This is a genomic window from Bradyrhizobium sp. CCGE-LA001 (assembly GCF_000296215.2).
Classification (GTDB): Bacteria; Pseudomonadota; Alphaproteobacteria; order Rhizobiales; family Xanthobacteraceae; genus Bradyrhizobium.
In genome coordinates, this window is the sequence record NZ_CP013949.1 from 6,943,047 (window position 1) to 6,967,675 (window position 24,629).

Annotated in this window: 27 protein-coding genes; 17 read left to right on the plus strand and 10 right to left on the minus strand. The window is 64.4% G+C overall.

Going from position 1 to position 24,629, the window contains the following annotated elements:
* Positions 1 to 152: 152 nt before the first annotated feature.
* Both BCCGELA001_RS31615 and BCCGELA001_RS31620 read right to left on the minus strand, forming a co-directional pair.
* The gene (locus tag BCCGELA001_RS31615; RefSeq protein WP_060737966.1) at positions 153 to 929 is read right to left on the minus strand and encodes a helix-turn-helix transcriptional regulator; all 777 of its coding nucleotides are present in this window, start codon (positions 927 to 929) and stop codon (positions 153 to 155) included.
* A 46-nt stretch (positions 930 to 975) separates the two neighbouring features.
* A complete protein-coding gene (locus BCCGELA001_RS31620; RefSeq protein ID WP_158511665.1) occupies positions 976 to 2,082 on the minus strand; it encodes a substrate-binding domain-containing protein in 1,107 nt (368 codons plus the stop codon).
* 125 nt (positions 2,083 to 2,207) lie between these two features.
* Between BCCGELA001_RS31620 and BCCGELA001_RS31625 the strand changes: the two genes are divergently transcribed.
* Positions 2,208 to 4,322, plus strand: coding sequence for a hybrid sensor histidine kinase/response regulator (locus BCCGELA001_RS31625; RefSeq protein WP_158511666.1), 2,115 nt, complete (start codon positions 2,208 to 2,210; stop codon positions 4,320 to 4,322).
* Positions 4,323 to 4,335: 13 nt separating this feature from the next.
* Here the strand turns inward: BCCGELA001_RS31625 and BCCGELA001_RS31630 are convergent, their stop codons facing one another.
* Positions 4,336 to 4,542, minus strand: a complete 207-nt coding sequence (locus tag BCCGELA001_RS31630) for a hypothetical protein (protein ID WP_060737967.1) — start codon at positions 4,540 to 4,542, stop codon at positions 4,336 to 4,338.
* A 163-nt stretch (positions 4,543 to 4,705) separates the two neighbouring features.
* Positions 4,706 to 4,924, minus strand: coding sequence for a hypothetical protein (locus BCCGELA001_RS31635; RefSeq protein ID WP_008546050.1), 219 nt, complete (start codon positions 4,922 to 4,924; stop codon positions 4,706 to 4,708).
* Positions 4,925 to 5,135: 211 nt separating this feature from the next.
* Here BCCGELA001_RS31635 and BCCGELA001_RS31640 point away from each other — a divergent pair, with 211 nt between their 5' ends.
* Together BCCGELA001_RS31640 and BCCGELA001_RS31645 are read left to right on the plus strand one after the other, a co-directional pair.
* Positions 5,136 to 6,410 (plus strand): SDR family oxidoreductase, encoded by a 1,275-nt coding sequence (locus BCCGELA001_RS31640; protein WP_060737071.1) that lies wholly within the window; start codon positions 5,136 to 5,138, stop codon positions 6,408 to 6,410.
* Positions 6,410 to 6,889, plus strand: coding sequence for a DUF2269 family protein (locus tag BCCGELA001_RS31645; RefSeq protein ID WP_060737072.1), 480 nt, complete (start codon positions 6,410 to 6,412; stop codon positions 6,887 to 6,889). Before BCCGELA001_RS31640 ends, BCCGELA001_RS31645 begins: the two co-directional genes overlap by 1 nt.
* 10 nt (positions 6,890 to 6,899) lie before the next feature.
* On the opposite strand, the gene BCCGELA001_RS31650 is transcribed toward BCCGELA001_RS31645, so the two are convergent.
* On the minus strand, positions 6,900 to 8,102 hold the full coding sequence (locus BCCGELA001_RS31650; RefSeq protein ID WP_060737073.1) for an LLM class flavin-dependent oxidoreductase: 1,203 nt from the start codon (positions 8,100 to 8,102) through the stop codon (positions 6,900 to 6,902).
* Between the two features lie 271 nt (positions 8,103 to 8,373).
* On the opposite strand from BCCGELA001_RS31650, the gene napE reads away from it, so the two are divergent.
* The 6 genes from napE to BCCGELA001_RS31680 all read left to right on the plus strand — a co-directional run bounded on the left by napE (position 8,374) and on the right by BCCGELA001_RS31680 (position 13,747).
* The gene (napE, locus tag BCCGELA001_RS31655) at positions 8,374 to 8,556 is read left to right on the plus strand and encodes a periplasmic nitrate reductase, NapE protein (RefSeq protein ID WP_060737074.1); all 183 of its coding nucleotides are present in this window, start codon (positions 8,374 to 8,376) and stop codon (positions 8,554 to 8,556) included.
* 26 nt (positions 8,557 to 8,582) lie between these two features.
* On the plus strand, positions 8,583 to 8,897 hold the full coding sequence (locus BCCGELA001_RS31660; protein ID WP_060737075.1) for a chaperone NapD: 315 nt from the start codon (positions 8,583 to 8,585) through the stop codon (positions 8,895 to 8,897).
* Between the two features lie 16 nt (positions 8,898 to 8,913).
* Positions 8,914 to 11,427 carry a nitrate reductase catalytic subunit NapA gene (gene napA / locus BCCGELA001_RS31665; protein WP_008546055.1) on the plus strand — a complete coding sequence of 838 codons (2,514 nt, stop codon included), beginning with the start codon at positions 8,914 to 8,916 and terminating at the stop codon, positions 11,425 to 11,427.
* The gene (locus BCCGELA001_RS31670) at positions 11,424 to 11,894 is read left to right on the plus strand and encodes a nitrate reductase cytochrome c-type subunit (protein ID WP_060737076.1); all 471 of its coding nucleotides are present in this window, start codon (positions 11,424 to 11,426) and stop codon (positions 11,892 to 11,894) included. Before napA ends, BCCGELA001_RS31670 begins: the two co-directional genes overlap by 4 nt.
* Complete coding sequence (locus BCCGELA001_RS31675; protein WP_008546057.1) at positions 11,891 to 12,544, plus strand: NapC/NirT family cytochrome c; 654 nt, start codon at positions 11,891 to 11,893, stop codon at positions 12,542 to 12,544. Before BCCGELA001_RS31670 ends, BCCGELA001_RS31675 begins: the two co-directional genes overlap by 4 nt.
* Before the next feature lie 87 nt (positions 12,545 to 12,631).
* The gene (locus tag BCCGELA001_RS31680) at positions 12,632 to 13,747 is read left to right on the plus strand and encodes an ATP-dependent DNA helicase (protein WP_008546058.1); all 1,116 of its coding nucleotides are present in this window, start codon (positions 12,632 to 12,634) and stop codon (positions 13,745 to 13,747) included.
* A gap of 117 nt (positions 13,748 to 13,864) precedes the next feature.
* Here BCCGELA001_RS31680 and BCCGELA001_RS31685 read toward each other — a convergent pair whose 3' ends face one another.
* Positions 13,865 to 15,550, minus strand: a complete 1,686-nt coding sequence (locus BCCGELA001_RS31685; RefSeq protein WP_060737077.1) for a caspase family protein — start codon at positions 15,548 to 15,550, stop codon at positions 13,865 to 13,867.
* Positions 15,551 to 15,800: 250 nt separating this feature from the next.
* Here BCCGELA001_RS31685 and msrA point away from each other — a divergent pair, with 250 nt between their 5' ends.
* The 4 genes from msrA to BCCGELA001_RS31705 all read left to right on the plus strand — a co-directional run bounded on the left by msrA (position 15,801) and on the right by BCCGELA001_RS31705 (position 17,728).
* Complete coding sequence (gene msrA / locus BCCGELA001_RS31690; protein WP_008546068.1) at positions 15,801 to 16,505, plus strand: peptide-methionine (S)-S-oxide reductase MsrA; 705 nt, start codon at positions 15,801 to 15,803, stop codon at positions 16,503 to 16,505.
* Positions 16,506 to 16,535: 30 nt separating this feature from the next.
* Positions 16,536 to 16,955 (plus strand): peptide-methionine (R)-S-oxide reductase MsrB, encoded by a 420-nt coding sequence (gene msrB, locus BCCGELA001_RS31695; protein ID WP_008546069.1) that lies wholly within the window; start codon positions 16,536 to 16,538, stop codon positions 16,953 to 16,955.
* 106 nt (positions 16,956 to 17,061) lie between these two features.
* Positions 17,062 to 17,226: a DUF3309 family protein gene (locus tag BCCGELA001_RS31700; RefSeq protein ID WP_060737078.1), complete on the plus strand. Its 165-nt coding sequence runs from the start codon at positions 17,062 to 17,064 to the stop codon at positions 17,224 to 17,226.
* Between the two features lie 214 nt (positions 17,227 to 17,440).
* Positions 17,441 to 17,728, plus strand: a complete 288-nt coding sequence (locus BCCGELA001_RS31705) for a hypothetical protein (protein WP_008546070.1) — start codon at positions 17,441 to 17,443, stop codon at positions 17,726 to 17,728.
* Positions 17,729 to 17,944: 216 nt separating this feature from the next.
* Here BCCGELA001_RS31705 and BCCGELA001_RS31710 read toward each other — a convergent pair whose 3' ends face one another.
* Positions 17,945 to 18,502 carry a DUF4112 domain-containing protein gene (locus BCCGELA001_RS31710; RefSeq protein ID WP_144441598.1) on the minus strand — a complete coding sequence of 186 codons (558 nt, stop codon included), beginning with the start codon at positions 18,500 to 18,502 and terminating at the stop codon, positions 17,945 to 17,947.
* Positions 18,503 to 18,563: 61 nt separating this feature from the next.
* Positions 18,564 to 18,989 (minus strand): DUF5413 family protein, encoded by a 426-nt coding sequence (locus tag BCCGELA001_RS31715; protein WP_060737079.1) that lies wholly within the window; start codon positions 18,987 to 18,989, stop codon positions 18,564 to 18,566.
* A gap of 174 nt (positions 18,990 to 19,163) precedes the next feature.
* Between BCCGELA001_RS31715 and BCCGELA001_RS31720 the strand changes: the two genes are divergently transcribed.
* The 3 genes from BCCGELA001_RS31720 (at position 19,164) to BCCGELA001_RS38215 (ending at position 20,181) form a co-directional block, all read left to right on the plus strand.
* Complete coding sequence (locus BCCGELA001_RS31720) at positions 19,164 to 19,376, plus strand: hypothetical protein (protein WP_442855186.1); 213 nt, start codon at positions 19,164 to 19,166, stop codon at positions 19,374 to 19,376.
* 21 nt (positions 19,377 to 19,397) lie between these two features.
* Positions 19,398 to 19,643 carry a hypothetical protein gene (locus BCCGELA001_RS31725; RefSeq protein ID WP_008546073.1) on the plus strand — a complete coding sequence of 82 codons (246 nt, stop codon included), beginning with the start codon at positions 19,398 to 19,400 and terminating at the stop codon, positions 19,641 to 19,643.
* Positions 19,644 to 19,893: 250 nt separating this feature from the next.
* Positions 19,894 to 20,181 carry a hypothetical protein gene (locus BCCGELA001_RS38215; protein ID WP_008546074.1) on the plus strand — a complete coding sequence of 96 codons (288 nt, stop codon included), beginning with the start codon at positions 19,894 to 19,896 and terminating at the stop codon, positions 20,179 to 20,181.
* 130 nt (positions 20,182 to 20,311) lie between these two features.
* Here the strand turns inward: BCCGELA001_RS38215 and BCCGELA001_RS31735 are convergent, their stop codons facing one another.
* Together BCCGELA001_RS31735 and BCCGELA001_RS31740 are read right to left on the minus strand one after the other, a co-directional pair.
* Positions 20,312 to 21,916, minus strand: coding sequence for a hypothetical protein (locus BCCGELA001_RS31735; protein ID WP_060737081.1), 1,605 nt, complete (start codon positions 21,914 to 21,916; stop codon positions 20,312 to 20,314).
* Between the two features lie 37 nt (positions 21,917 to 21,953).
* Positions 21,954 to 23,246 (minus strand): adenylosuccinate synthase, encoded by a 1,293-nt coding sequence (locus BCCGELA001_RS31740; protein ID WP_008546076.1) that lies wholly within the window; start codon positions 23,244 to 23,246, stop codon positions 21,954 to 21,956.
* A gap of 420 nt (positions 23,247 to 23,666) precedes the next feature.
* Between BCCGELA001_RS31740 and BCCGELA001_RS31745 the strand changes: the two genes are divergently transcribed.
* On the plus strand, positions 23,667 to 24,599 hold the full coding sequence (locus BCCGELA001_RS31745) for a DMT family transporter (protein WP_008546077.1): 933 nt from the start codon (positions 23,667 to 23,669) through the stop codon (positions 24,597 to 24,599).
* Positions 24,600 to 24,629 lie beyond the last annotated feature (30 nt).

Genomic DNA, 24,629 nt, shown 5'->3' on the forward strand with positions numbered 1-24,629 from the left:
CCCTTTTTGGTTGAACCGTCAGCAAACCAATCATACCCGTTGTGCAGCGGCGGTCCACTCCTCAGGGATGTGCGTCAGACAGGGCGACAGCTCCGACAGGATCACACATCCGCCTTGCTCGCGGAGTGCAGATATCGCGGACTTAGGGTGCCTCAGTTCAGGCCGCGCGGCCCTGCGAGCAGGCGCAGCACGATCGCGAACAGCTCGCTCTGCGAGGAGATGCCGAGCCGCTCATAGGCGCGCTTGCGGTAGGTCAGCGTCGAATGCAGGCTGATGCCGAGGTCTTGCGAGATCGCCTCGGAGCTGAAGCCTGCGAGGATGCGGCGGCAGACCTCCTGTTCGCGCGGCGTCAGCGATGCCAGCGGCGCGCGCGTTGCGAACAGCGTTGCGAGATCGGGCGTCGGCTTCTCCTGGAAGTGCCGCGCGACACTCGCCGCGATCGCCGGTGCGATCGTCCCGAGCCGCTCGCGCTGCGCGGCGCTGAAGCGGCCCTGCGCGGCGATGCGGTAGAAATTGACGTAGAAGCAAGTGTCCTCGGTCCAGATCGCGGTCGCGCATTTGTCGACGATGCCGGAATCCTGGAAGAAGATCTTCCGATAGCGCGCGCCGTACATGCGCGGCGCGAAGGACGGCAGCATGATCGGCGCACTGCCCTCGCCTTCGAACAGCGCATCGCGGTTCGGATCGGATTCGTGGAACTGGCCGGCATAGGCCGCGCCGAGGTCCCCACCGATCGGGATGTTGCCGGCATCGAGCAGGCAGCGCGCAGCACCGGCGCGCGACAGCGCAAATACCATGCAATGGCCGACATCGGCCTGCCGGCGCAGTGTGTCTATCAGCACCGTGGGGAAATCCGAGCGGCCGATCGCGAGCACCGCGGGCGTAACGTCGCCAGCCGGCGGATCGAGGACTATCCGGTGGGTTTGCATCGCTTCCTCCACTCTCATCAACGTCTCGAGCGTTGTTTTGCGCAGGTCACCTGCCCGTTTCAGCCTTGCATTTATCACCACAAGCAGCACTGATTTCAGGAGGAGGGCTGCGCTTCGTCACCATCTCCAGGGCAGATAGCAGATTGCTTTGCCTGACGCCGAGTGCCGCAATCGATATGTAAGGGGCGACCGGCTTGCCCAGAAGGGCATACAACGCCGCATTGGCTTCTGCGACGCCCAAATCGTAAGGCAATTGGGCGCCGATAGCCTTTATCTGGCCGCGGGCGACATAGAGCGCGCTGTCGGGTCCCAGATCGTTCGTCGTCACGACGATGTCCTCTCGTCCCACCGCCTGCGCACCCGCGATTGCTTGCATGGCGGGATCACTCCAGACAGCGAAGATACCCTTGATGTTCGGGTGCGCTGTCAGCATCGCAATCGTTTTCTGATACACCTCGCTCGGCTGGGTGAACTTGACAACTGCCGCCAGACGGACGTCGGGGTGGCCGGCCAATGTCTGCTCGAAACCGCGGCGCCGCGCCGCAATCGAGTAATAGGACTCGTAGCTATAGGTGATGAGCGCGACCTCCCCCCGGCCGCCGATTGCCTTCAGCAATTCCTCGGTCGCAAATACCGCGTTCTGCTCATTGTCGGAGCCGACGACGGTGACATAGTCCTTGCCGGGCTGAAGGCCGTGAGGCACGTTGTCCATCAAGATGAGCTTGATACCGGCTTCGCTGACGCGCCTGTAAGCCAGCGTCTGAGTTGCCGGATCAATCGGGACAGAAAACAGGACTTGGATTTTCTGGTCGGCCAATGCGCGCAACTGCGCTGCCTGCCGCCCAGGATCTTGAGCCGCATCGGTCACGGCCACGAGCTCGACGCCGTATTTGCCCAATGTTTCGGAGATGCCCTGGACCTGGAGCGAATTCCAGGGGGAATCGAGGGCCTGCATGGAGATGGCCGCGCGATAATTTCCGTTACGCAGCCGTGTCAATTCCTCCGTCGTGAAAACCGGCGGCACGGGCGCGATTGCGGGGGCGCCCTCGGGAAATCCGACGACCGGCTGTCCTCTCGCCGAAAGTGGCAGCGGTCCAATCGGCCCCTCCTGGGCGATGTTCGCCCGGCAGCCCCACAGAATGAAAGCGATCACCGCGGCGACCCGCCAAAGCCCTCCCCCCTTACCCACCGACCCGCTCCGTGCAAGGAAATCGCGGCAATATGGAACCAACCGACGATAGCAGGGTTCCATGTTCCTCAAAAGGTGCCGGGGCACGTGTGAGTCCATCCAAACAGAGCCTTTTTTGGCCGCTGCGGCTGATCGCCTTCCTGAGCCTCGCGTTACCCGCGGGGACTCTGGCATTTTCAGGTTGGCAGACCTGGCGGTCAATACATGTCCAAGCCCGCGAACGCATCCAAAGCTCTCTCGACGTGCTCCATGAGCAGACGCAGAAGTCGCTGCAAACGGTCGAGCGATCAATCTCGGAAACCAATGAAGTGCTCCGAGGCATGTCCGACGATGCGATCCGCGCCTCGGAATCGGCGCTATATCTCCGACTCAAGCGCACGCAGCAAGCCTTGCCACAGATCGAGTCAATCTGGGCCTTCGATCGGAATGGCTCACCCTTGGTGTCGAGCACGATCCTGCCTGTTCCACGCAATCTGAACAACTCGGACCGCAGCTACTTCCGTGCCCAGTTGAACTCCTTCGATACCTATGTCAGCGAGATTCTTCGCGCGCGCGTAGGAACGCAGCGCTTCTTCGTCGTCAGCGGACGACGAACGGGGGAGCCGGCCGCCGGCTTCCATGGCGTGATCGGCATAACCGTTTCTCCCGAGAGCTTTTCAGAGTTCTACAGAAAGCTGTCCCGGGGACGAGATGCGTTCGGCCTGGTCCGCTCCGACGGCACGGTGCTCGCCCGCTACCCGGAGGGCCGTTTCGAAGACATCCGCGGACCAAACGATATGTCCCGTGCCATGGAAAGAGACCCGGCCGGCGGCTTCCTGGAGACGCAATCACCACTGGATGGACTGGATCGTGTCATCGGCTATCAGAAGGTCCGCGGCTATGACGTTTATGTAGTCGCCGGGATCGAGAAAGTCGCCATCACCGAGGAATTCTGGCGCACGACGCTGCTTCAGCTCGCGATCGGCATTCCGATTGCGCTCAGTCTTTTCGCATTGTCGATGTATGCGCTGCGACGTGCCGAGAGCTATCGGGACGAGGTCGTGCGCCGGGAAGCTGCGGAAGCTGCGCTGAAGCAGGGGCAGCGCCTGGAGGCGCTGGGGCAGCTGACGGGAGGGGTTGCGCACGACTTCAACAACCTGCTCATGGTCATTCAGGGCAGCGCGCAGAGAATCAAGCGCACGCTCGTAGAAGACACGCGGCTGACACGATCCCTGCAGGCGATCGAAGAGGCAGTGAATCGCGGCAGCACGCTGACGAGGCAGTTGCTGTCCTTCTCGCGCCGGCAGCCTCAAGACGCCGTTGTCGTCGACCTCAAATTTCGGCTTCCGCAAATTCAGGAGATGCTTCAGGCAAGCCTTCGTGGCGATATCGTCGTGCGAACCGAAATCGCTCCCGATCTGGGACGGGTCAAGATTGACGTCAATGAACTCGAACTGGCACTGCTCAACCTGGCGGTCAACGCGCGCGACGCGATGTCCGCCGGTGGCCAACTTGTGGTGTCGGCCAGCAACGTCGATGCTGCTCAAGCTCCCTCTGACCTGTCCGGCGAGTACGTCGCAATTGCCGTTCAGGACACCGGCTGTGGCATCCCGGAACAGCTTCTGGATCGCGTATTTGAGCCCTTCTTCACGACCAAGGAGGTGGGAAAGGGAACCGGGCTGGGGCTTTCCCAAGTTTATGGATTTGCCCGGCAGTCCGGCGGGACCGCGACAGTCGAAAGCGCGCAAGGCCAGGGCACGCGCGTGACCATCTATCTTCCGAAGACCCTCGACGAAGGCACGTCAGTGAGCCTCGCCGAGACAGCGGAAGAGCTGCGGTTCTCGGGAAAGGTCTTGCTGGTTGAAGACAATCGCGATGTTTCGGAAGTCACCCGCGGTTTGCTCGAAGACTTGGGGTTCAACGTCGACTTGATCAGTGACGCGGAGAGCGCGCTTCGGCATCTGCAGACGTCGGATCAGGCCTATCGATTCCTCCTTTCCGACATCGTGATGCCCGGCCACATGAACGGGCTCGAGCTCGCGCGCAGAGTGCGAGGATTCGCAAACAAGAGCCTGCCGATCATTCTCGCGACCGGCTACAGCGGGCAGGCGCAGTCTGCCTCCGATGAAGGCTTCCTTCTCCTGCGCAAGCCTTACGGTATGCTGGAGCTCAGGAAGGCCGTGGCCGCAATTCTGGCTGACTCAACAGCAGCAAGAGTTGCGTAGTCATCGATAGAGATCAGCGCGGCGAGCCTCGCCCGCGAATCCAGCTCTCGAGTGCGACAGCAGCTTCGGCCTCGCGGGCCTTGCGCAGCAGGAGGTCGCGGTCATGTCCCGGCGACATCGCTTGCGCCTTGGCTTTGGCGAGGGTAGCGGTCGCAAGCAGGCGCTCGGTCAGGCTCTGCGTTTGCTTGACGCGGCGGCGTTTCTTGGTGCGGTCTTGCATGATCGCCTTCACCTTGGAAAATAGTCGTCAGGTACGGCGCCGCATGTCCCGCTGTAGCGGTAAGAACCAGCCCAGACATTTAGATTGTCAAAGAGGACGATCGATTGGATTGGTCGCCTTGGCGCTCCGCGTGCAGGCACGGTCATGTGCGCGAGATCTTGCATCAACAGGTCAGACCGGCGGCCGCGCCAAGCTCCAGTTCCAGCGGATCGCGCTCGCCACGCAGGCTGAGACAGAGCAGGTTGAGAGCAACCTGGCGCCTGTTGCGAGGCGTGCGCATCCGGCCCGGCAGGGAGTCGACGACCAGATCGTAGATCGCCCCGAGCAGCGACAGATCTTCAGGCGCAAGAACGTTTGGTCCGAGCATCACGATGTTTTCCACTCTTCCCGTGCGATCTCCCACACCCATCACAAGACTGGAAAGTGAGCTGTATCATTTGAGACTCTTGCCCTGCTTTTGTAGATCGACCGTTCGCGGCTATTACCTGTGTTAAGAAAAGAGCGCTCTGTTCCATGCCGAGGAACGATTGCGTCTGCGTTGCCTTGTCTTCCATCCGTCATGTCTGCTCGGGCCGCTATGGAAGGATCAGTCAATGCGCATCCTTCTCGTCGGGGGCACTGGACTCATCGGATCGGCGATCCACGCCAGGCTGTCCGCCGAAGGACATGACTGCGTCCTGGTGTCGCGCCACGCCGCGGCGGCGCACGATCCTCGCCACGTCACGCTCGACGTCGCCCGGACCACCGATGCGTCGAAATGGAAGGGCCTCCTTGGCGGCGTAGATGCCGTGATCAATGCGGCGGGTGCGTTGCAGGGACAGGATATGCAAGGCGTCCATGTCGCCGGCAGCGCGGCGCTCTATGCGGCCTGCGAAAGCGCGGGCGTGCGCCGGGTCATCCTGTTCTCGGCGATCGGCAGCAATGTCGATGCACTCAGCGAGTTTTCTCGCACCAAGCGCGCGGGCGAAGCCGCCTTGACGGCGCGGGAGCTCGACTGGGTCGTGCTGCGGCCTTCCGTCGTGGTCGGCCGGCCAGCCTATGGCGGCAGCGCGCTGCTGCGCGGGCTGGCGGCACTGCCGGTGATGCCGGTGATGCCAGACACGGCGGCAATCCAGCCGGTGCATCTCGACGACGTCGTCGAAACGGTGCTGTTCTTCCTGCAACCCGGCGCGCCTTCACGGGTCGCGCTGGATCTGGCCGGTCCGCGGCGGATCGCCTTCAGCGACGCGGTCGCGCTGTTTCGCGCCTGGCTGCGCTGGAGGCCGGCTTACCGCCTGCAGCTGCCATCCTGGGCGGCTTCGATCGCGTACCGCGCGGGCGACGTTGCGCAGATGCTGGGATGGCGAACGCCCATCAACGCGACGGCACAGGCGGAAATGCGGCGCGGCGCAACCGGCGACCCCGAGCCTTGGCGCAACACGACCGGCATTCCACCGCGCGATCTCGAAGCGGCGCTCGCACGCGAGCCTGCCTCGGTGCAGGAGCGCTGGTTTGCACAGCTCTATGCGCTCAAGCCGCTGATCTTCGGCGTCTTCGGCGCGTTCTGGATCGCCACGGGCATCATTTCGCTGACCGCCGGCTGGAACATCGGCATGTCGTTGCTGCGGGAAGGCGGGCTACAGGAAAACGTCGCGGCGCTCACCGTGACCGCAGGCGCGCTCGCCGACATCGCCATCGGCCTCGCCATCCTTTACCGGCCTCTAAGCCGCTACGGCCTGTGGGCCGCATTGATCATCTCGCTCACCTATGCCGTGATCGGCACCGCCCTGGTGCCGCGGCTGTGGGCTGATCCGCTGGGGCCGATGCTGAAGATCTGGCCGGTGATCATGCTCAACCTGGTCGCCATGGCGATCCGGGAGGATCGCTGATGCTCTATTTCCTGGTTAAGATGGCGCACATCATCGGTGCCGCAGTGCTGCTCGGCACCGGGGCCGGCATCGCCTTCTTCATGCTGGTAGCGCATCTGCGCGGCGACCCGCGCGAGATCGCCGGCGTTGCGCGGACCGTTGTGCTGGCCGACTTCCTGTTTACGGCGAGTGCCGTGATCCTGCAGCCGATCACCGGGACATGGCTGGCCTGGTCGAGCGGCTATTCCCTCGGCGACGGCTGGGTGGCGGCGTCCATCGCACTGTATCTCGTGACCGGCGCCTTCTGGCTGCCGGTGGTATGGATGCAGATGCAGATGCGCGATCTCGCCGTCGCAGCGGTTGCGAGCAACACCAAATTGCCCGTCCGGTATCACCAACTGTTCCGATGGTGGTTCGCCTTCGGCTTTCCGGCGTTCGCGGCCGTGCTGATGATCTTCTGGCTGATGATCGCCCGTCCGGCCATTCCATACTGGGATTAGGTTCGGACTTCTATCCCGCCACCTTCACTGGCGCCACATTGATCGCGAGCTTGCCGTAGCGGTCGGTGAAGGCCTCGGTGTCGATCTCCTCCAGCTTGATCTCGCCGCTCATCACGCCCTGCTTCCAGGCCGCTTGCGCCGGGTCGTTCTGAAATTCCGGCATCACCTCGCGGCCGAACAGTTCCAGCGATTCGCAGATGTGCTCGTGGCTGTTCTTGCCGGCCTGGTTGAGCAGGATGACCTGATCGATATGCGAGGACTGGAAGCGCTTCAGCTTCCTGCGGATGGTCTCGGGCGAGCCGATCAGGCCCCCGCGCAGCGCCGCCTCCTGCGCTTCCGGATTGTCGCGCTTCCATTTGTTGTACTCGTCCCACATGTTGACGGTGTAGGGCGCGGGACGCTGGCGGTTCTGCGAGGCGCCGTAGAAGCGCAGCGCGAACTGGAAGAAGGTGGCGCCGTCGGCACGCGCACGCGCCTCCTCGTCGGTCTTGGCGCACATGAAGAACGAGACCAGCGCCATGTTCGGATTGATCTGGTAATCCGCGAGCTTGTGCAGCCGCTTCGTCATCGCGTTGTAATAGGCGTGCACCCATGCATGCGCGGCATCGGCGCTGACGAACTGGAAGCCGAGCGCGCCAAAGCCGTGGCGGCCGGCGCGCTCGATGGTCGGCAGCTGCGAGCAGGCCATCCACAGCGGCGGATGCGGCTTCTGCACCGGCTTCGGCACCACGTTGCGCAAGGGGATGTCGAAATACTTGCCGTGATGCTCGCTGCCGGCGTCCTTGAACATCGGGAAGATCGCAGCGACGGCCTCCTCGAACACCTCCTTCTTGGTCTCCATGTCGCGGCCGAACGGGGTGAGCTCCGTGATCGAGGCGCTCTCGCCCATGCCGAATTCGCAGCGGCCGTTCGAGAGCAGATCCAGCACCGCGACGCGCTCGGCGACGCGCGCCGGATGATTGGTGGTGAGCTGGAGGATGCCGTGACCGAGCCGGATATTCTTCGTGCGCTGGCTGGCCGCGGCGAGGAAAGATTCCGGCGAAGGCGAGTGCGAATATTCTTCCAGGAAATGATGCTCGACGACCCAGGCATGGTCGTAGCCGAGCTTGTCGGCAAGCTCCATCTGCGACAGCGCGTTCTGGTAGAGGGCGAGCTCGTCACCGGCCACCCAGGGCCGGGGCAATTGCAGCTCATAGAAGATGCCGAACTTCATGGCGTCGCTCTCCCGCACTTGTTGTTGTTAAGAACATCTTAGTGCGTGAGGCGGCGCTGTCTACGCGAACGCAATTCCGTCGCGCGGCAGATCGCTTCTTCCGCCGCGCGTGTGGCAATGAAAGCCCGATACCGGCACGCACTACAGGGTACTGCCAACTGGACAGATTGATTCAGATCAACGCGTTAGCGGCTCGAACGGATCTAAAGTGCGGCAAGGCAACGGCCCGGATGCCGTCCCTATTCCCAGTATCATTTCAGAGAGACCGAATATGTCGGCCCCTGACGACACGACTTCGCGCGTGCGCCGTAAGCGCATGGAGATTTTCGCCTTCCTGTTCCTGACCGCGGTCGTGATGCCCGTGCTCGCGGTCGGAACCGTCGGCTCTTATGGGCTCGGCGTCTGGATCTACCAGATGTTTGCCGGACCGCCCGGCCCGCCGCCCCAGCATTGATTCCTCACCAGCGAAGGACAGGCATCATGGCTCACGCCACACTCAATCGCCGCGCCTTGATCACCGGCCGCGTGCTCAGTGCCGATTGCATCATCGCGCCGCCAGGCGCCGAAATCGCCAGCATCATCGTCCAGGCACGTCCCGAACGTCTCGCCGAGCTCGAAGCCGAGATCACCGCGCTGCCGGGCTGCGAGATCCACGGCCGCGATCCGCGCGGCAAGCTCGTCGTCGTGACCGAAGCGCCAGATAGCGGCAGCCTCGGCACCCTGCTCAACACCATCCAGTCGCTGCCGAACGTCTATTCCGCAGCACTCGTCTTCCACGCCATCGAAACCGCCTAAGTCAGGAAGAGCCGTCATGTCATCGCCCAAGCTCGACCGCCGCCAGATGCTCAAGCTCGAGGCCGCCGCCATCGCGGCCGCCGCCGCGGGCATGCCGGCTCCGGCGCTCGCCGCCAATCTCGTCACCGAGCGCAACAACAGCGAGATGAAGTGGGACAAGGCTGCCTGCCGCTTCTGCGGCACCGGCTGCTCGGTGATGGTCGCGACCAAGGACAATCGCGTCGTCGCCACCCATGGCGACATCAAGGCCGAGGTCAATCGCGGCCTCAACTGCGTCAAGGGCTACTTCCTCTCCAAGATCATGTACGGCCATGACCGCCTGACCCAGCCGATGTTGCGCAAAACCGGCGGCAAATACGACAAGAACGGCGAGTTCACGCCCGTGTCGTGGACCGAAGCCTTCGACATCATGGAACTGAAGTGGAAGGAGGCGATCAAGAAGCGCGGGCCGAACGGCGTCGCCATGTTCGGCTCCGGCCAGTGGACGATCTGGGAGGGCTATGCCGCCTCGAAGCTGTTCAAGGCCGGCTTCCGCACGAACAACATCGATCCCAATGCGCGGCACTGCATGGCCTCGGCCGTGGCCGGCATGATGCGCACTTTCGGCATCGACGAGCCGTCCGGCTGCTATGACGACATCGAGGCCACCGACGCCTTCGTGCTGTGGGGCTCCAACATGGCGGAAATGCACCCCATTCTGTGGACGCGCATCGCCGACCGCCGGCTCTCAGCGCCGCATGTTCGCGTCGCGGTGCTCTCGACCTTCGAGCACCGCTCGTTCGACCTCGCCGACATCGGCATAGTGTTTGCGCCGCACACCGACCTCTACATCCTCAACGCCATCGCCAACCACATCATCAAGACCGGACGGGTCAACAAGGACTTCGTCGCCAAGCATACCGTGTTCAAGCGCGGCCAGACCGACATCGGTTACGGCCTGCGGCCCGAGCATCCGCTGCAGAAGGCGGCGACGGGTGCGGCGAAGCCCAACGACGCCACCGACATGAGCTATGACGAGTTCGTCAAGTTCGTGTCGGAGTACACGCTGGAGAAGGCAGCCGAAATGTCGGGCGTGCCGCTCAACCGCCTCACGGCGCTCGCCGAGCTCTACGCCGATCCCAAGACAAAAGTGGTCTCGTTCTGGACCATGGGCTTCAACCAGCACACCCGCGGCGTCTGGTGCAACAACCTCGTCTACAACATCCATCTTCTGACCGGGAAGATCTCCTCGCCCGGCAACAGCCCGTTCTCGCTGACCGGCCAGCCCTCCGCCTGCGGCACCGCGCGCGAGGTCGGCACCTTCTCGCATCGCCTGCCCGCCGACATGGTCGTGACCAACAAGGCGCATCGCGATCACGCCGAGCACATCTGGCAGCTGCCCGAGGGCACCATCCCCGACAAGAACGGGGCGCATGCCGTGCTGCAAAGCCGGATGCTGAAGGACGGCCTGATCAACGCCTATTGGGTGCAGGTCAACAACAACCTGCAGGCCGGTCCCAACATCAACGAAGAGACCTATCCCGGCTTCCGCAACCCCGACAATTTCATCGTGGTGTCGGATGCCTATCCGACGGTGACGGCGCTTGCCGCCGACCTCATCCTGCCGACCGCGATGTGGGTCGAGAAGGAAGGCGCTTACGGCAATGCCGAGCGGCGCACGCAGTTCTGGCACCAGCTCGTCACCGCGCCGGGCGAGGCCAAATCCGATCTCTGGCAGCTGATGGAATTCTCCAAGCGCTTCAAGATCGAGGAAGTGTGGCCCGCGGAGCTGATTGCCAAGAAGCCGGACGTGCGTGGCAAGACGCTGTTCGACGTGCTCTACAAGAACGGCCAGATCGACAAGTATCCGACCTCGGAGATCGAGGCCGGCTACGCCAACGAGGAAGCGAAGGCGTTCGGCTTCTACGTGCAGAAGGGCCTGTTCGAGGAATACGCGCAGTTCGGCCGCGGCCACGGCCACGACCTCGCGCCGTTCGACACTTACCACCGCGAGCGCGGCCTGCGCTGGCCGGTCGTCAACGGGCAGGAAACGAAGTGGCGCTTTCGCGAGGGCAGCGATCCCTACGTCAAGCAGGGCGCCGACGTGCAATTCTACGGCTTCCCGGACGGCAAGGCGCGCGTGTTCGCCCTGCCCTACGAGCCGCCGGCTGAATCGCCCGACAAGGACTACCCGTTCTGGCTGTCGACCGGCCGCGTGCTGGAGCACTGGCATTCCGGCACCATGACGCGCCGTGTGCCCGAGCTCTACAAGGCCTTCCCCGAAGCGGTGTGCTTCATGCATCCGGACGACGCGCAGGAAGCCAAGCTCCGCCGCGGGGATGAAGTGAAGGTGGTCTCCCGCCGCGGCTTCATCCGCGCCCGCGTCGAGACGCGCGGCCGCGACCGGCCGCCGAAGGGCCTCGTGTTCGTGCCGTGGTTCGACGAATCCAAGCTGATCAACAAGGTGACGCTCGACGCCACCGATCCGATCTCGCTGCAGACCGACTTCAAGAAATGCGCCGTGCGCATCGAGCGGGTGAACCTGTCATGATGAAACGATTTGGTATCGCCCTGCTGGCGATCGCGATCGCCATGGGCACGAGCTCGCTGACGGCGCAGACCGTCAGCTCGGGCCTGCGCGGCCCGACCCCGCTCAACGACGAGGGGCCCGCGCCACCGATGCTGCCGAACCGCAACACCTCCGAGAAGGAGGTGCGCAACTATCCGGAGCAGCCGCCGGTGATCCCGCACAATATCGACGGCTATCAGGTCGACCTCAACGGCAACAAGTGCCTGTCCTGCCACGCGCGTGCGCGCACGGCGGAATCGCAGGCGCCGATGGTCTCGATCACGCATTTCATGGACCGTGACGGCCAGTTTCTCGGCTCGGTCTCACCGCGGCGCTTCTTCTGCACCGAATGCCACGTGCCGCAGAACACCGCCAATCCGCCCGTCAGCAACGATTTCACCGACATCGACACGCTGCTGTCGCGCGCAAGTCCGGGTGGCCGGCGATGACGACGACCGCTGACGAGCCCAACGCAGAGCTGAAAGCCAAGCGCGGCTTCATCGCGCGGAGCTGGGCCTTCGCGCTCGAGCTCTGGCAGGTGCTGACCCGGCCGAGCTCGGTGTTCGCCCTCGGCACCCTGGTGCTGGCCGGCTTCGTTGCCGGCGTGATCTTCTGGGGCGGCTTCAACACCGCGCTGGAAATCACCAACACAGAAAAATTCTGCACCAGCTGCCACGAGATGAAGGACAACGTCTACGCCGAGCTGAAGTCGACCATCCACTTCTCCAACCGCTCGGGCGTGCGCGCGACCTGCCCGGATTGCCACGTGCCGCACAACTGGACCGACAAGATCGCGCGCAAGATGCAGGCCTCCAAGGAGGTCTGGGGCAAGATCTTCGGCACCATCGACACGAGGGAGAAATTCCAAGAGCACCGCCTCGAGCTCGCGGCGCATGAATGGGCGCGCTTCAAGGCCAACGATTCACTGGAATGCCGCAACTGCCACAGCGCCGATTCCATGGACATCACCAAGCAGTCGCCGCGGGCCTCAGTGGCGCACCAGCGCTTCCTGTTCACGAAGGAAAAGACCTGCATCGACTGCCACAAGGGCATCGCCCACCAATTGCCCGACATGCGCGGCGTTCCCGGCTGGCAGTAGGACTATCCCGGCGGCTTGAATGGGCGGTACGAATGGTTAGTTTTGGCGGGTAGCGAATCGCCTCATTCGCCTTCCCTCAAGACAGACATGGCCACCTTCACCCCGCATCAGGATGCCGCGCTCAAGGCCGTCGGCGACTGGCTCAAAGCAAAGCCCGGCCGGAACGGCACGCCGCCGGTGTTCCGCCTGTTCGGCTTTGCCGGCACCGGCAAGACCACGCTGGCGCGGCACATCGCCGAGGGCGTCGATGGCGAGGTGAAGTTCGCCGCCTTCACCGGCAAGGCGGCCCTCGTCATGCGCAACAAGGGTTGCGACGAGGCCTCCACCATCCATTCCCTGATCTACCGTGCCCGGGAATCCGGTGAGGAGCAGCCGAGCTTCGAGTTGTGGGATGACGCGCCGGCCTCCAAGGCCAAGCTGATCGTGATCGACGAATGCTCGATGGTCGACGCCGAGCTGGGGCGCGACCTGATGTCGTTCGACTGTCCGCTGCTGGTGCTCGGCGACCCCGCGCAGCTGCCGCCGATCCAGGGCGGCGGCTTCTTCACCAATTCGGAGCCGGACGCAATGCTGACCGAGGTGCATCGCCAGGCCCAGGACGATCCGATCGTGCGGATGTCGATGGACGTCCGCGAGGGCCGCGAGCTCGACATCGGCCGCTATGGCGAGAGCGAGGTGGTCTCGCGCAAGGAGCTCGATCCCGACCGCGTCATGGGCGCCGACCAGGTGCTGGTCGGCCGCAACAACACGCGCCGCGCCTACAACATGCGGGTGCGCCAGCGCCAGAACATCGAGGACCAGTTTCCCGTCGCCGGCGACAAGCTGGTGTGCCTGCGCAACAACCGCAAGAAGGGCTTGTTCAACGGCGGGCTGTGGCGCGTCAAGTCGCGCAACACGTCGCGCTCGAAGTCGCGCATCCTCTCGATGCGCCTGATGCCGGACGAGGATTTCGGGCACAAGGTGACCAAGGTCTCGGTGCGCGCCGACTGCTTCGAGGGCGGCATCGAGCAGATCGCCTGGGAGCAGCGCAAGCCTTATGACGAGTTCGACTACGGCTATGTGCTGACCGTGCACAAGTCGCAGGGCTCGCAATGGGACGACGTCGTGCTGTTCGACGAGAGCTTCGCGTTCGGGGAATCCCGGGCGCGGTGGCTGTATACGGGGATTACGCGCGCGGCGAAGCGGTTGAGTATTGTCGTTTAAGACTCCGCTCCCGTAGGGTGGGCAAAGGCGCAACGCGCCGTGCCCACCATCTCTCCACACGCACTAGAAATGGTGGGCACGCTTCGCTTTGCCCACCCTACGAGACCTGATTGCTCGTCATTTCCCCGCGACAAAATAAAAGTCCTCTCTTCCCGGCGGTGAGCCGTAGGTGAACGGCTGCTGCTCGTGCTTGGTCGCGGCCCAGACATCGTCGCGGACGATGTCGAACAGCTTTCGGATCTCGACGCGCGGCTGCTTGATCTCGCGGGCGAGCGCGGTGGCGAACGGGCTGTTGGCGGCACCATCGCCGTCCATCGCGGTCTCGCCGTGCTTGGCGGCATAGACCACCATGAATCCGTCGCCGGGCTCGATGTTGGAAAAACCCTTGTCGACGAGCTTCAGCGCCAGCGTGCGCTGCATGGTCGGCGCGAACGGATTGTCGCGGCAGGCATCCAGGACCACGAGCCGCATCTTTCGTGCGGCGCCGACCGCGGCGATCACCTGCTCCAGGGCAACCGCCTGGGTCTCGGCGTCCTTGTCGGCGGCGAGCTTGGCATCAACAGGAACGAGATAGTTCACCCCGCCGATCTCGAAACCGTGGCCGGCATAATAGACCACGGCCCAATCGGCCTTTTCCGCCTCATTGGCAAAGGTCTGCAACGCCTCGAAGAACTTGTCGCGGGTGAGATCGCTGACGGATATCACGGTCTGGAAGCCGACATCGCGCAGCACGCCGGCGATCAGTTTGGAGTCGCGCAGTGGATTGGGCAGGGCATGGACGTTCTTGTAGGCGCCATTGCCGATCACCAGCGCGACGCGGCGCCCGGCGGGTGCGCCGCCCGGCGTTTGCGGCGTCAACGCGGCGAGCCGCTCCTGGGCGATGGCGCGGGCGCGCGCGACGTCGATCTCGTCCAACCTGGTCAGCGAATAGGCCGCGGCGCGGTAATCGGCGCGGGCCTGGGCGAGATCCTTCCTCCGCTCGTAGATCTGGCCACGGCCGGAATGGGCGCGGACATTGTTGGGATTGATCTGGAGGGCCGCGTTGTAGTCCTTGAGCGCCGCATCGAGGTCGCCCTTCATCATGTTGACGTCGGCGCGATTGTTGATCACGAACACGTTCTTCGGCTGCTTCTCGATCAGGCCGCTGCAGTCGGCAAGGGCCTGCGCGTACTTCCCCATCATGCCGTAGGTGATGCAGCGGCTGCCGGCGATCTGCGGCGCGGCCGCATCGATCTTCTCGGCCTCGGCGAAATCGGCGAGGGCGCCGTCGAAATCCTTCATCAGCGTGCGCACGCGGGCGCGGTTGGTCCAGGCGAGCAGGAATTTCGGCGTGTATTTGATCGACAGGCTGAAATCGTCGAGCGCGCTTTGCAGCGCGCCCCGGCGCAGGTGGATGACCCCGCGATTGTTGTAGGGGACGCCGTAGGCCGGCCGCTTCTGGAGCGCGAGGTTGTAGTCGGCCATCGCGAGATCCTCCTTCCCGCTGCGCTCATAGGCGAGGCCGCGCAGGTTGAGGGTCACTACATAGTCGGGATCGAGGTCGAGCGCGGTGGACAAGACCTCGATCGCGCGCACGTAGTCGCGCTTGTTGAGCAGCGTGCTGCCGCGCACGGAGAGCGCGATCGCCTTGTCCTTGCCGGCGACCCGGTCGGCGCTGAGCAGATTGTCGCAGGCGGCGGCGCGGGCCGGCAGCTCCGCCTGGCGGTCGCGGCAAATGGCGAGATCGTCGCCGGCTTGATCGGCTGCGGCAGTGGAGACAAAGGCGGCCAGAGCGGCGAGGGTCAGGGAAACGACGCGCAGCATGTTGTCAGGTCAGCTCCAGTCACCATTCCTATAGTCGATCGTCGATCGCGCGGGTTCATCTAGCGCGGAGTTCCACGTCCCGCCAAGCCGGCCCGTCCCGCCCCGCTAAGCGTCCTCACGGTCTCGTGTCCGCCCCAGCGTAACAATCGCAAGCGATGTCCGTATCTCGAATGATGCAAATGCCGCCGGGCAGGCTGTTCGCCCGGGCCCGGCCGCCTTAGACTGTCAGACCTTCGGAAAGAGGATCGCCATGCGCCGACCTGCCGTCCTGTCCCTGCTCGCCGCAACCGCCGCGCTCTCGCTGGCCTTTGCCATGCCGTCCCGGGCTGCCGAGGATGCGGTCGTGATCCCCGCCCCCGCCACCGATACAGCGTCCGCGAGCGGAATCCAGACTGCCGTCATCGCCGGCGGCTGCTTCTGGGGCGTCCAAGGCGTCTTCCAGCACACTGCGGGCGTGGTCAACGCCGTGTCCGGCTACGCCGGCGGCACCAAGGCGACCGCCGACTACCAGAGCGTCTCGAGCGGCCGCACCGGCCATGCCGAGGCCGTCGAGATCAAATACGATCCGCAGAAGATCTCTTACGGCAAGATCCTCCAGATCTATTTCTCGGTGGTGCACGACCCGACCCAGCTGAACCGCCAGGGCCCTGACGTCGGCCCGCAATATCGCTCGGCGATCTTCACCACCTCCGACGAGCAGAAGAAGGTGGCAGAGGCCTATATCGCCCAGCTCAACGGCGCGAAGGTCTTCAAGAAGCCGATCGTGACCAAGGTCGGCGCGCTGGAGGCGTTCTATCCGGCGGAAGCCTACCACCAGGATTATCTGACGCTGCACCCGAACCAGCCCTACATCGCCTATAACGACATCCCGAAGGTCGAGAACCTGAAAAAGCTGTTCGCGGATAACTACATTGAAAAGCCGACGCTGGTGAATGCCAGCAAGGCCACCAACTGATCGCGAGATCCATCAAAGAACGGGAGACCCATGCCCGACACCAGGACGAAAACCACCGAAGACAAGGTCATCAAGAGCGACGAGCAGTGGCGGCGCGAGCTGACGCCGATGCAGTACGCGGTGCTGCGCGAGAAGGCGACCGAGCGGCCCTTCTCCGGCGAGTATGAGCACGACCACCGTGCCGGCACTTACGTGTGCGCCGGCTGCGGCAACGTGCTGTTCGAGTCGGATGCCAAGTTCGATTCCGGCTGCGGCTGGCCGAGCTTCACTCAGCCGGCGGTCGAGAGCCATATCGACGAGGAGCGCGACGTTAGCCACGGCATGATCCGCACCGAGGTGCTGTGCTCCAAGTGCAGCGGCCATCTCGGCCATGTCTTCCCCGACGGTCCCGGGCCGACCGGCCTGCGCTATTGCATCAATTCGGCGGCACTCAAGCTGGAGCCGAAATAAACCCAAGGCCACGGCGGGTTCCGAGTTGGAACCCGCTGTGGCGATGTGCTTTTCTCTCCCGGCGGCGCGGCCGTCCTCGCATTTGGCGGCCGCCAGGGAGGATGCCATGTCACTCGGGACCATCCTGATCATCCTGGTGATCATCTATCTGCTGGGGGGCCTGTCCGGCCGGATCGGCGGCTATGGCTATGGCCTTGGCCATTCCGGCATGGGAATCGGCGGCGTCGTGCTGGTGGTGTTGGTCGTGCTGCTGCTTCTCGGCAAACTGTAAGCCGTACAACTTATTGAAATTGCTGAAGTTATCGCCCGCGCGGGGCTGCCATGCGTGGATTCATCATCTCGCATCGCGGGGGTCGCATTTTTGTCAAATCGGGCTATATTAGAGGACGAAAATGACATGTGCGGCGGGCCCGCTCGATTGCGGCCCCTCCCCTCCCAAACCCCACGCGCTTAAAGCCCCAGAGAAGATCACGAGGTCTTTGACCATGCGTCCACTGCGTCCGTTTAACTTCAACACCTCCGCCGAACTCTTCCCCGCCGCGATCCGCAAGAAGAAGCGCGCGGGCTTCACCTATCGCCGGTTCGGCACCGCCGCCGAGGCCGTGCAGTTCGCGATGGAGCAATTGCCGACGGATTCGTTGAACGGCGCCTATCTGCAGGTCGAGGAAGCGCGCTTCGACCAGAACGGCATCCGCTCGCTCTATGAGAGCGAGGCCTTCCCGCTACCCCGCCGCCGCAAGCTGGACACCGAGACCGACGCCGACGCGGCGTAACTTTTCCCAACACCGTTCGATGTGCGCAAAAGGCGCGATGGCTGAAAGGCTGTCGCGCCTTTTGTGTTTTCGGCTTTCGTGCTTCCACAACGTCATGGCCCGGCTTGTCCCGGCCATCCGCGCCTTGCGCCGCAGCACGACGAACGTGGATGCCCGGAACAAGCCCGGGCATGACGACCCGTCATGCCTACTCATCAATTGCGAAGAGGAACGCTTCTACATCCGCGGCTGCTTCTCCAGCCAGCGCTGGAGCAGGCGCACATTGCGCATATTGGCGCGGAACATGACGTCGAAGGCGTCGCCCGCGAAGGGGACCAGGCCGACCACGCCGTCGACTGCGACATTGCCGAGCATGCGCGCGGTGATGTACCAGGGCGCGCCGAGCGCTCGCGCCTCGCGCACCAGCCACAGCGAGATCGCGGTGGTGATGATGTCGCCGACGACCGGGATCAGACCGATCAGCCCGTCGATGCCGTAACGGATATTGGTGCCGGGCAGGATGAAGGCGACGTCGAGCAGTTTCGCGATCGCCTCGAGCCGCGCAATCCGCTGCTCGCGCGTCAGATTGCCGAACGGATTGCCAGCAAACGGATTGTCCCTGCCGAACTCAAAGCGAAACTCGCGAAATCTCTGCTCCAGCGTTTCGGGGCGGATCTCGTGTCCCTCCTGATCGATGATCGGCCCGCGCGTCTCCTTGCCGGAGAAGGTTGCGCGCGAGCCGCCTCCCGAACGGGATCGGCGCGGGGCAATGATATCGTCGTCGGACATGGTCATGGTCTCTAGGGAACGCGCCGCCGCGGCGGAGGTTGCTGCGCCGCGCCCGAAAGTCGCGCGCTCAGGTCGGCGCCGCCACCGCCGGCGGCTCCTCGACATATCTATGCACGAGCCAGGACGAAATCACCGCCGGCACGAAGCCGACCAGGCCGTACAGGATGAACTGCACCGCACCCGAATCCGGCCCGCGGGAGGAGTAGGTCATCGAGGCCAGGATGAAGGCGAACAGGCCGACCAGCAGCATTCGCACGCCCGGGCCGATCCGCCTTATATGGACCAGGATGTCGTCGACCGCGCCGATCATCAGCGCGGGCAGGAAGCCGAACAGATAGCTGTATTGCAGCGTCTTGAAGAACACCGCGAACAGCTTTCCGACCTCGCCGAGGCTGGTCTGGGCCCAATAGCCGGACTGATAGGTCGTCGTCAGCAGCAGCAGGAACCCGCCGACGAACGGACCGACCAGCGCAAACACCAGATAGCGTTTCATCGAGCCACCTCTTGGACTTCCACAGCTTTATAGCAGCGCCGCGGGAACCTTGAACAGCGGGCGCCGGCCCCTGAAGGGGGAACAAGTGGCAGGGCGACGAGTTCATGCATGACCTGAATTTACCTCTGTCCGATTGGAGCGCCGATGGCCCGCAAAATTCTCCTGGCGACGATCATGCTGGCAGCCTTGACCGGTGTTTCGGAGGGGCCTGCTTTCGCGCAAGGCCACATGGGCACGCCGCAGGAACAGAAGGCCTGCACGCGAGACGCACAGCGCTTCTGCCGCAAGGACCTCGGCAACGACATGGCGGTACAAGGTTGCCTGCAAGCCAATCGCGCCAAGCTGTCGAAGTCCTGCAGCAATGTATTCAAGAGCCACGGCATGTGAAGACCGGCACCATCCCGGCGAATGGAGCGTGAAGCCATGTTACGCGATGAACAACTCTCCATCCTCCGGGATATCAGCCAATCCGTTGCCTTCGCCGACGACCGCCAAGGCAAGGTAGGCCAATTGATCGCCGACGGTTACGTGATGAAGGACGGCGACCTGTTCGAACTCACGGCCAAGGGCGTCACCGCGGTCGAGGAACATGCCGCATCACTCGGCGCGAGCGATGCGGAGCAAGCGGGTGCATCCTCGGATCGGCTGATGTGAGCACGCGCGACGTGACTCGCGTGCAACAATTGCGAATTCCTTCGCGCTGACCATTGCAGCCGCCGGGCAATGGCGCATACTTCGCTCGGGCGGCGCAGCACTTTTCGATTCGAACATCAAGAAATCGAGCGACCACATGCGGGACTTAAGTTCCCGGCGTGAAGGCTGTGACATGCGGCAGATCAAGCCGCGTGCGGCGCCCCAAAAACCAAGTGGCTCAAGCCCAAGGGAAATCGGGGACCCATTCCGCATGACACGCAATCAGACCATGGCAACTCTGTTTAAGTCCACCGCTTCGCTGTTGGCCGTCGTCGCCAGCGCCCTCGCACTGCAGACATCACCCGGCCTCGCCTTCTCGTCCGAAGCGCAGCAGATGTGCACGGGCGATGCGATGCGGCTGTGCTCCAGTGAAATTCCCGACATCCCGCGGGTCAGGGCCTGCATGGTGCGGAACAAGGCGAATGTCAGCCCCGGCTGCCGCGCCGTGATGGACCGCGAGGCCACCGCATCGCGCAAGCGGGAAGCGGCCGCGCAGTAGGGGTCGGATCATCAGCAGCGTCATGGCCGGGCTTGTCCCGGCCATCCATGGCTTACCTCAGCGTACAGAGAACGTGGATGCCCGGGACAAGCCCGGGCATGACGATTGTCGCTAAGTCGGAAGAAAGACCTCAATCGCCCCACTGCGCGAAGGCGTCGTTGAAAGCGCGCTCGCCGGGGGCGCCCTTCTCGATGGCGATGATGGCGCGGCGCTGGTTGGCGTAGACCAGCGGCACGTCGAACCACGAGCGCTCCTTCAGGAGCTGGACGTTGCGAGAGCGGTCGGCGTCGACATTGGACAGGCCGACCAGGAAGAAGCCGTCAGTGACCTTGACCGCGAGGCCGGCGAGCGGCGTGCCGCGCGCCTGCTCGTTCGACTTCATCAGGATGCCCGGCACGTTGGAGACGCTGCCACCCGGAAAGTCCTGCGGCAGGATGAAGGTCAATTCTGCGGTATGGCTCGCCGGCAGCGACGAATCGGTGTTGCGACGGAACGACATCGTCATCTTGAACTTGCGGTCGGGAATCTCGATGTCGGCGCGCACGGCGAGGTCGGCCTTCTGGTTGCCGGACGCCTTGATCGGCTCCAGCCGCCACACCACCGAGCCGACATATTGCTTGCCCTTCGGATCGGACGGATCCTCGTCATAGAGCACGACCTTCTGCGCCACCGGCGCGACCGGCTGGTCCGCCGAAGGCTGGCCAACCCGATCCGGAATCTTGGGCTTGCTCTGCGGCTGCGCCGGGGTCGGCGTGTCCGTCACTTGCGTCGCGGACGGCTTGAGGAAGCCGTTGACGATCTGGACCAGTTGCTTGCCCCAGAGGATGCCGGCGCCGACGAGGATCAGCACGATGCCGACGGCGATCGCGCTCTTGAACGGGAAGGCGGAGCCGGTGCGGACGCGCTTCTTGACGTCGCGCTCGGCGGCGACGCGCGGACGGGGCGAGGGCGGCTGCGGCGTGTAGCGCTCGGCCTCCTCGATCGACTCGTCGTAGGAATAGGGCGCCTCGGCCTCGCCGGAGCGATTTTCCAGGCTCGGCTCCAGCCGGTCGAACTCCGGCGTGGGTGAAGGCACGTTGGCGTAGGTGCGGCGCGCAGCGCGGCTGGCCTGCGCGGCGGCGCCGCCGAGATCGTTGGCATCGGCCGTGATGTCGCGGAAGCCGCGCACGCCCGGCGCCGATGGTGGCGGGGGCGGCGGGCCCATGTCCGGCGGACGGCGCGCACCCCCGCGATCGCGTCCGCCCGCGGGCGGCTCGGGCATTGGTGGCGGCGCGGATGGGCCAGGCTGGCGCGGGGCGTCGAAACGCGGCGCGCGCGGCGGCCGCGGCGCCTCGCCCTGGTCATCGACGTTGAAGGACGGCCGGTCGGCCCGGGGCGGCGTCGGAGCCGGACGCGTGCGCGGCGGGGCCGGCTGGGATGCCGAAGCGTTGCCCTCGGCGGCGCGGGCGCTGGCCCGGCGGAAGGCATCGCCGCTGCCGCTGGCGCGGGTGCCGCCACCGGGGCGCGAGGCCTCGCGGGCACGCTGGGCGGCCTCCGATTCGACCTTGCGGACGGCCTCTTCCAGCGACAGCCGTTCGCGGGTGATCTCGGATTCGGAGAGCGGCGGCTGCACGCTGCGCAGCTGCGCGATCAGCGCCGTGCGCGCCCGCTCATAGAGCGCGCGACGGCTTTCGCCGGGAGCGTTGGGGTCCAGGGCGGCAATAGCGCGGGCGATCAGCGGATAGTAATCAGCCATTTCAACTCAACTATACGCGCGTCCTGGTAAGATATCGTTAAGCCTCAAACGGGTTTTGCACCAGGATAGTATCCTCGCGTTCGGGGCTGGTGGAAAGCAGTGCGACCGGGCACCCCACCAATTCCTCGATCCGGCGGACATATTTGATGGCCTGGGCCGGCAGGTCGGCCCAGGACCGCGCGCTGGCGGTCGGCTCCTTCCAGCCCTCGATGGTCTCGTAGATCGGCTCGACCCGGCTTTGCGCGCCCTCGCCGGCCGGGAAATGATCGATCTCCTTGCCGTCGAGCTTGTAGCCGGTGCAGACCTCGATGGTGTCGAAGCCGTCGAGGATGTCGAGCTTGGTCAGCGCCAGGCCGTTGATGCCGCAGGTACGGACCGCCTGGCGGACCAGCACGGCATCGAACCAGCCACAGCGGCGGGGCCGCCCGGTGTTGGTGCCGAACTCGCGGCCGCGCTCGCCGATCTTGCGGCCGGTCTCGTTGTCCTGCTCGGTCGGGAACGGGCCCTGGCCGACGCGGGTCGTGTAGGCCTTGCACAGGCCGAGCACGTAGCCGACCGCGCCCGGCCCGAGGCCGGCGCCGGTCGCGGCCTGCGCCGCCACCGTGTTGGACGAGGTGACGTAAGGATAGGTGCCATGGTCGACGTCGAGCAGCGCGCCCTGCGCGCCCTCGAACAGCATGCGCTTGCCCTCGCGCCGCTTGATGTCGAGCAGCCGCCAGACCGTCTCGGCATAGGGCAACAGCTGCGGCGCCATGGCCATCAGCTCCTTCAGGATCACCGCGCCGTCGAATTCCGGCAGATTGAGGCCGCGGCGCAGCGCGTTGTGATGCGCCAGCAGGCGGTCGATCTTGTGCGGCAGCGTCTGATGATCGGCAAGGTCCATCAGGCGGATGGCGCGGCGGCCGACCTTGTCTTCATAGGCTGGCCCAATGCCGCGCCGCGTGGTGCCGATCGCGGTCGCCGCACTGGCGGATTCGCGGTGCGCATCGAGCTCGCGATGCAGCGGCAGGATCAAGGTGACGTTTTCCGCGACACGCAGGTTGTCGGGGCTGACATCGACGCCCTGCGACCGGAGCCTGGCGACCTCGTCGAGGAAGGCCGCGGGATCGAACACCACGCCGTTGCCGATCACCGACAGCTTGCCCTCGCGCAGCACGCCGGAGGGCAGCAGCGCGAGCTTGTAGGTCTTGCCGTTGATCACCAGCGTGTGGCCGGCGTTATGGCCGCCCTGGAAGCGGACGACGATATCCGCCTGCTCCGACAACCAGTCGACGATCTTGCCCTTCCCTTCGTCGCCCCACTGGGCGCCGACGACGACAACATTGGCCATTCGCGGGTAATCCCTATCAATCTGTCTCTAGAAGGCATGATCCTCGCGGAAAACCGGTGCCCACTCTTCCGGGATCATGCCTGCGCCCAGCCCAAGCGGCGGCCGGAGCCGCCCGCACGCAAGGCAGCCAACCGGATAAAGGAAGCAGCCCCTCTAGGCAAGCAAGAACGGGGCTTTTTCGGGGACCAAAGCCCGACCCAAGCCTTTGATATCCCCTGAAAATCCAGAAATCTTCCAGATCGGCGCGACGGCTTCGACCAAAGCCTGAGAGGCCGTGTCCGCCGCTGCATGGTCGCGATGCGTCCGCCCCCGTTGATGCCATCTCGATTTCCGTGTCTTTGAGCAGGGCCGGGTGATCGACCGGCCCGGACCTCGCCGGGCCGGAGGCCTCGGCGCATCCGCGGGGCCATAACGATCACAATGTCCGCCACCGGCCAGACCACCGCCGCCGACACCTCCGGTCACGGCTGGATCGCCAACCAGCCATACCTGCTGCTCAGCATCACCGCGCTGTGCTGGGCCGGCAACGCCATCGTCGGCCGTCTCGCCGCCGGCCACATCCCGCCGGTTACCCTCTCCTTCCTGCGCTGGTTCTTCGCCTTCCTCCTGGTGCTGCCGTTCGCCTGGAAGCATCTTGCGCAGGACTGGCCCGCGATCCGCGGGCGGCTCGGCCTGATGGTGACGCTCTCGATCACCGGCATCGGCGCCTTCAACACGCTGCAATATTGGGCGCTGGAGCACACCCAGGCGCTGAACACGCTGCTGCTGCAGTCGGCCGCGCCGTTGATCGTGGCGCTGTGGTCGCTGGCCATCCTCGGCGTCCGACTCACCGCGGCGCAGGCCTTCGGCGTGCTGCTGTCGATGTGCGGCGTACTGACGATCCTGCTGCATGGCGATTTCACCACGCTTTCGAACATCGAGTTCAACAAGGGTGACCTCATTTTCATCGTCGCGCTCGTGATCTTCGGGCTCTATTCGGTGCTGACGTTGAAGCGGCCGCCGATGCACGGCCTGTCGTTCCTCGCCTTCACCTTCGGCTGCGGCGCCGCCTGTCTCATTCCGCTGGAGATCTGGGAGCTGCTCGCGCGCCCCGTGATGAAGCTCGACGGACCGAACCTGTTGACGCTGTTCTACGTCGCGGTGTTCCCCTCGACGCTGGCCTATCTCTGCTTCAATCGCGGTGTCCGCCTGATCGGCGCCAACCGCGCCGCCCCGTTCTTCCACGTCGTGCCGGTGTTCGGTTCGATCATGGCGATCGCATTCCTCGGCGAGCACCCGCAGATCTTCCATTTCATCGGCTTTGCCTTGGTGCTGTCGGGCGTGTTCGTGGCTTCGCGAAAGCAGGCGACGTAAGGGTTAAGCACAGGGCGCATTTTGCGCGAC

What these genes read in the sequence shown, in the direction of transcription:
- BCCGELA001_RS31680 (WP_008546058.1), top strand. Translation starts at nt 12,632, where the DNA reads ATGGCCACCTTCACCCCGCATCAGGATGCCGCGCTCAAGGCCGTCGGC.
- msrA (WP_008546068.1), top strand. Translation starts at nt 15,801, where the DNA reads ATGCGCCGACCTGCCGTCCTGTCCCTGCTCGCCGCAACCGCCGCGCTC.
- BCCGELA001_RS31700 (WP_060737078.1), top strand. Translation starts at nt 17,062, where the DNA reads ATGTCACTCGGGACCATCCTGATCATCCTGGTGATCATCTATCTGCTG.
- BCCGELA001_RS31645 (WP_060737072.1), top strand. Translation starts at nt 6,410, where the DNA reads ATGCTCTATTTCCTGGTTAAGATGGCGCACATCATCGGTGCCGCAGTG.
- BCCGELA001_RS31640 (WP_060737071.1), top strand. Translation starts at nt 5,136, where the DNA reads ATGCGCATCCTTCTCGTCGGGGGCACTGGACTCATCGGATCGGCGATC.
- BCCGELA001_RS31735 (WP_060737081.1), bottom strand. Translation starts at nt 21,916, where the DNA reads ATGGCTGATTACTATCCGCTGATCGCCCGCGCTATTGCCGCCCTGGAC.
- BCCGELA001_RS31740 (WP_008546076.1), bottom strand. Translation starts at nt 23,246, where the DNA reads ATGGCCAATGTTGTCGTCGTCGGCGCCCAGTGGGGCGACGAAGGGAAG.
- BCCGELA001_RS31685 (WP_060737077.1), bottom strand. Translation starts at nt 15,550, where the DNA reads ATGCTGCGCGTCGTTTCCCTGACCCTCGCCGCTCTGGCCGCCTTTGTC.
- BCCGELA001_RS31745 (WP_008546077.1), top strand. Translation starts at nt 23,667, where the DNA reads ATGTCCGCCACCGGCCAGACCACCGCCGCCGACACCTCCGGTCACGGC.
- BCCGELA001_RS31630 (WP_060737967.1), bottom strand. Translation starts at nt 4,542, where the DNA reads ATGCAAGACCGCACCAAGAAACGCCGCCGCGTCAAGCAAACGCAGAGC.
- BCCGELA001_RS31705 (WP_008546070.1), top strand. Translation starts at nt 17,441, where the DNA reads ATGCGTCCACTGCGTCCGTTTAACTTCAACACCTCCGCCGAACTCTTC.
- BCCGELA001_RS31710 (WP_144441598.1), bottom strand. Translation starts at nt 18,502, where the DNA reads ATGACCATGTCCGACGACGATATCATTGCCCCGCGCCGATCCCGTTCG.
- BCCGELA001_RS31660 (WP_060737075.1), top strand. Translation starts at nt 8,583, where the DNA reads ATGGCTCACGCCACACTCAATCGCCGCGCCTTGATCACCGGCCGCGTG.
- BCCGELA001_RS31725 (WP_008546073.1), top strand. Translation starts at nt 19,398, where the DNA reads ATGGAGCGTGAAGCCATGTTACGCGATGAACAACTCTCCATCCTCCGG.
- napE (WP_060737074.1), top strand. Translation starts at nt 8,374, where the DNA reads ATGTCGGCCCCTGACGACACGACTTCGCGCGTGCGCCGTAAGCGCATG.
- BCCGELA001_RS38215 (WP_008546074.1), top strand. Translation starts at nt 19,894, where the DNA reads ATGACACGCAATCAGACCATGGCAACTCTGTTTAAGTCCACCGCTTCG.
- napA (WP_008546055.1), top strand. Translation starts at nt 8,914, where the DNA reads ATGTCATCGCCCAAGCTCGACCGCCGCCAGATGCTCAAGCTCGAGGCC.
- BCCGELA001_RS31675 (WP_008546057.1), top strand. Translation starts at nt 11,891, where the DNA reads ATGACGACGACCGCTGACGAGCCCAACGCAGAGCTGAAAGCCAAGCGC.
- BCCGELA001_RS31670 (WP_060737076.1), top strand. Translation starts at nt 11,424, where the DNA reads ATGATGAAACGATTTGGTATCGCCCTGCTGGCGATCGCGATCGCCATG.
- BCCGELA001_RS31720 (WP_442855186.1), top strand. Translation starts at nt 19,164, where the DNA reads ATGCTGGCAGCCTTGACCGGTGTTTCGGAGGGGCCTGCTTTCGCGCAA.
- msrB (WP_008546069.1), top strand. Translation starts at nt 16,536, where the DNA reads ATGCCCGACACCAGGACGAAAACCACCGAAGACAAGGTCATCAAGAGC.
- BCCGELA001_RS31715 (WP_060737079.1), bottom strand. Translation starts at nt 18,989, where the DNA reads ATGAAACGCTATCTGGTGTTTGCGCTGGTCGGTCCGTTCGTCGGCGGG.
- BCCGELA001_RS31615 (WP_060737966.1), bottom strand. Translation starts at nt 929, where the DNA reads ATGCAAACCCACCGGATAGTCCTCGATCCGCCGGCTGGCGACGTTACG.
- BCCGELA001_RS31650 (WP_060737073.1), bottom strand. Translation starts at nt 8,102, where the DNA reads ATGAAGTTCGGCATCTTCTATGAGCTGCAATTGCCCCGGCCCTGGGTG.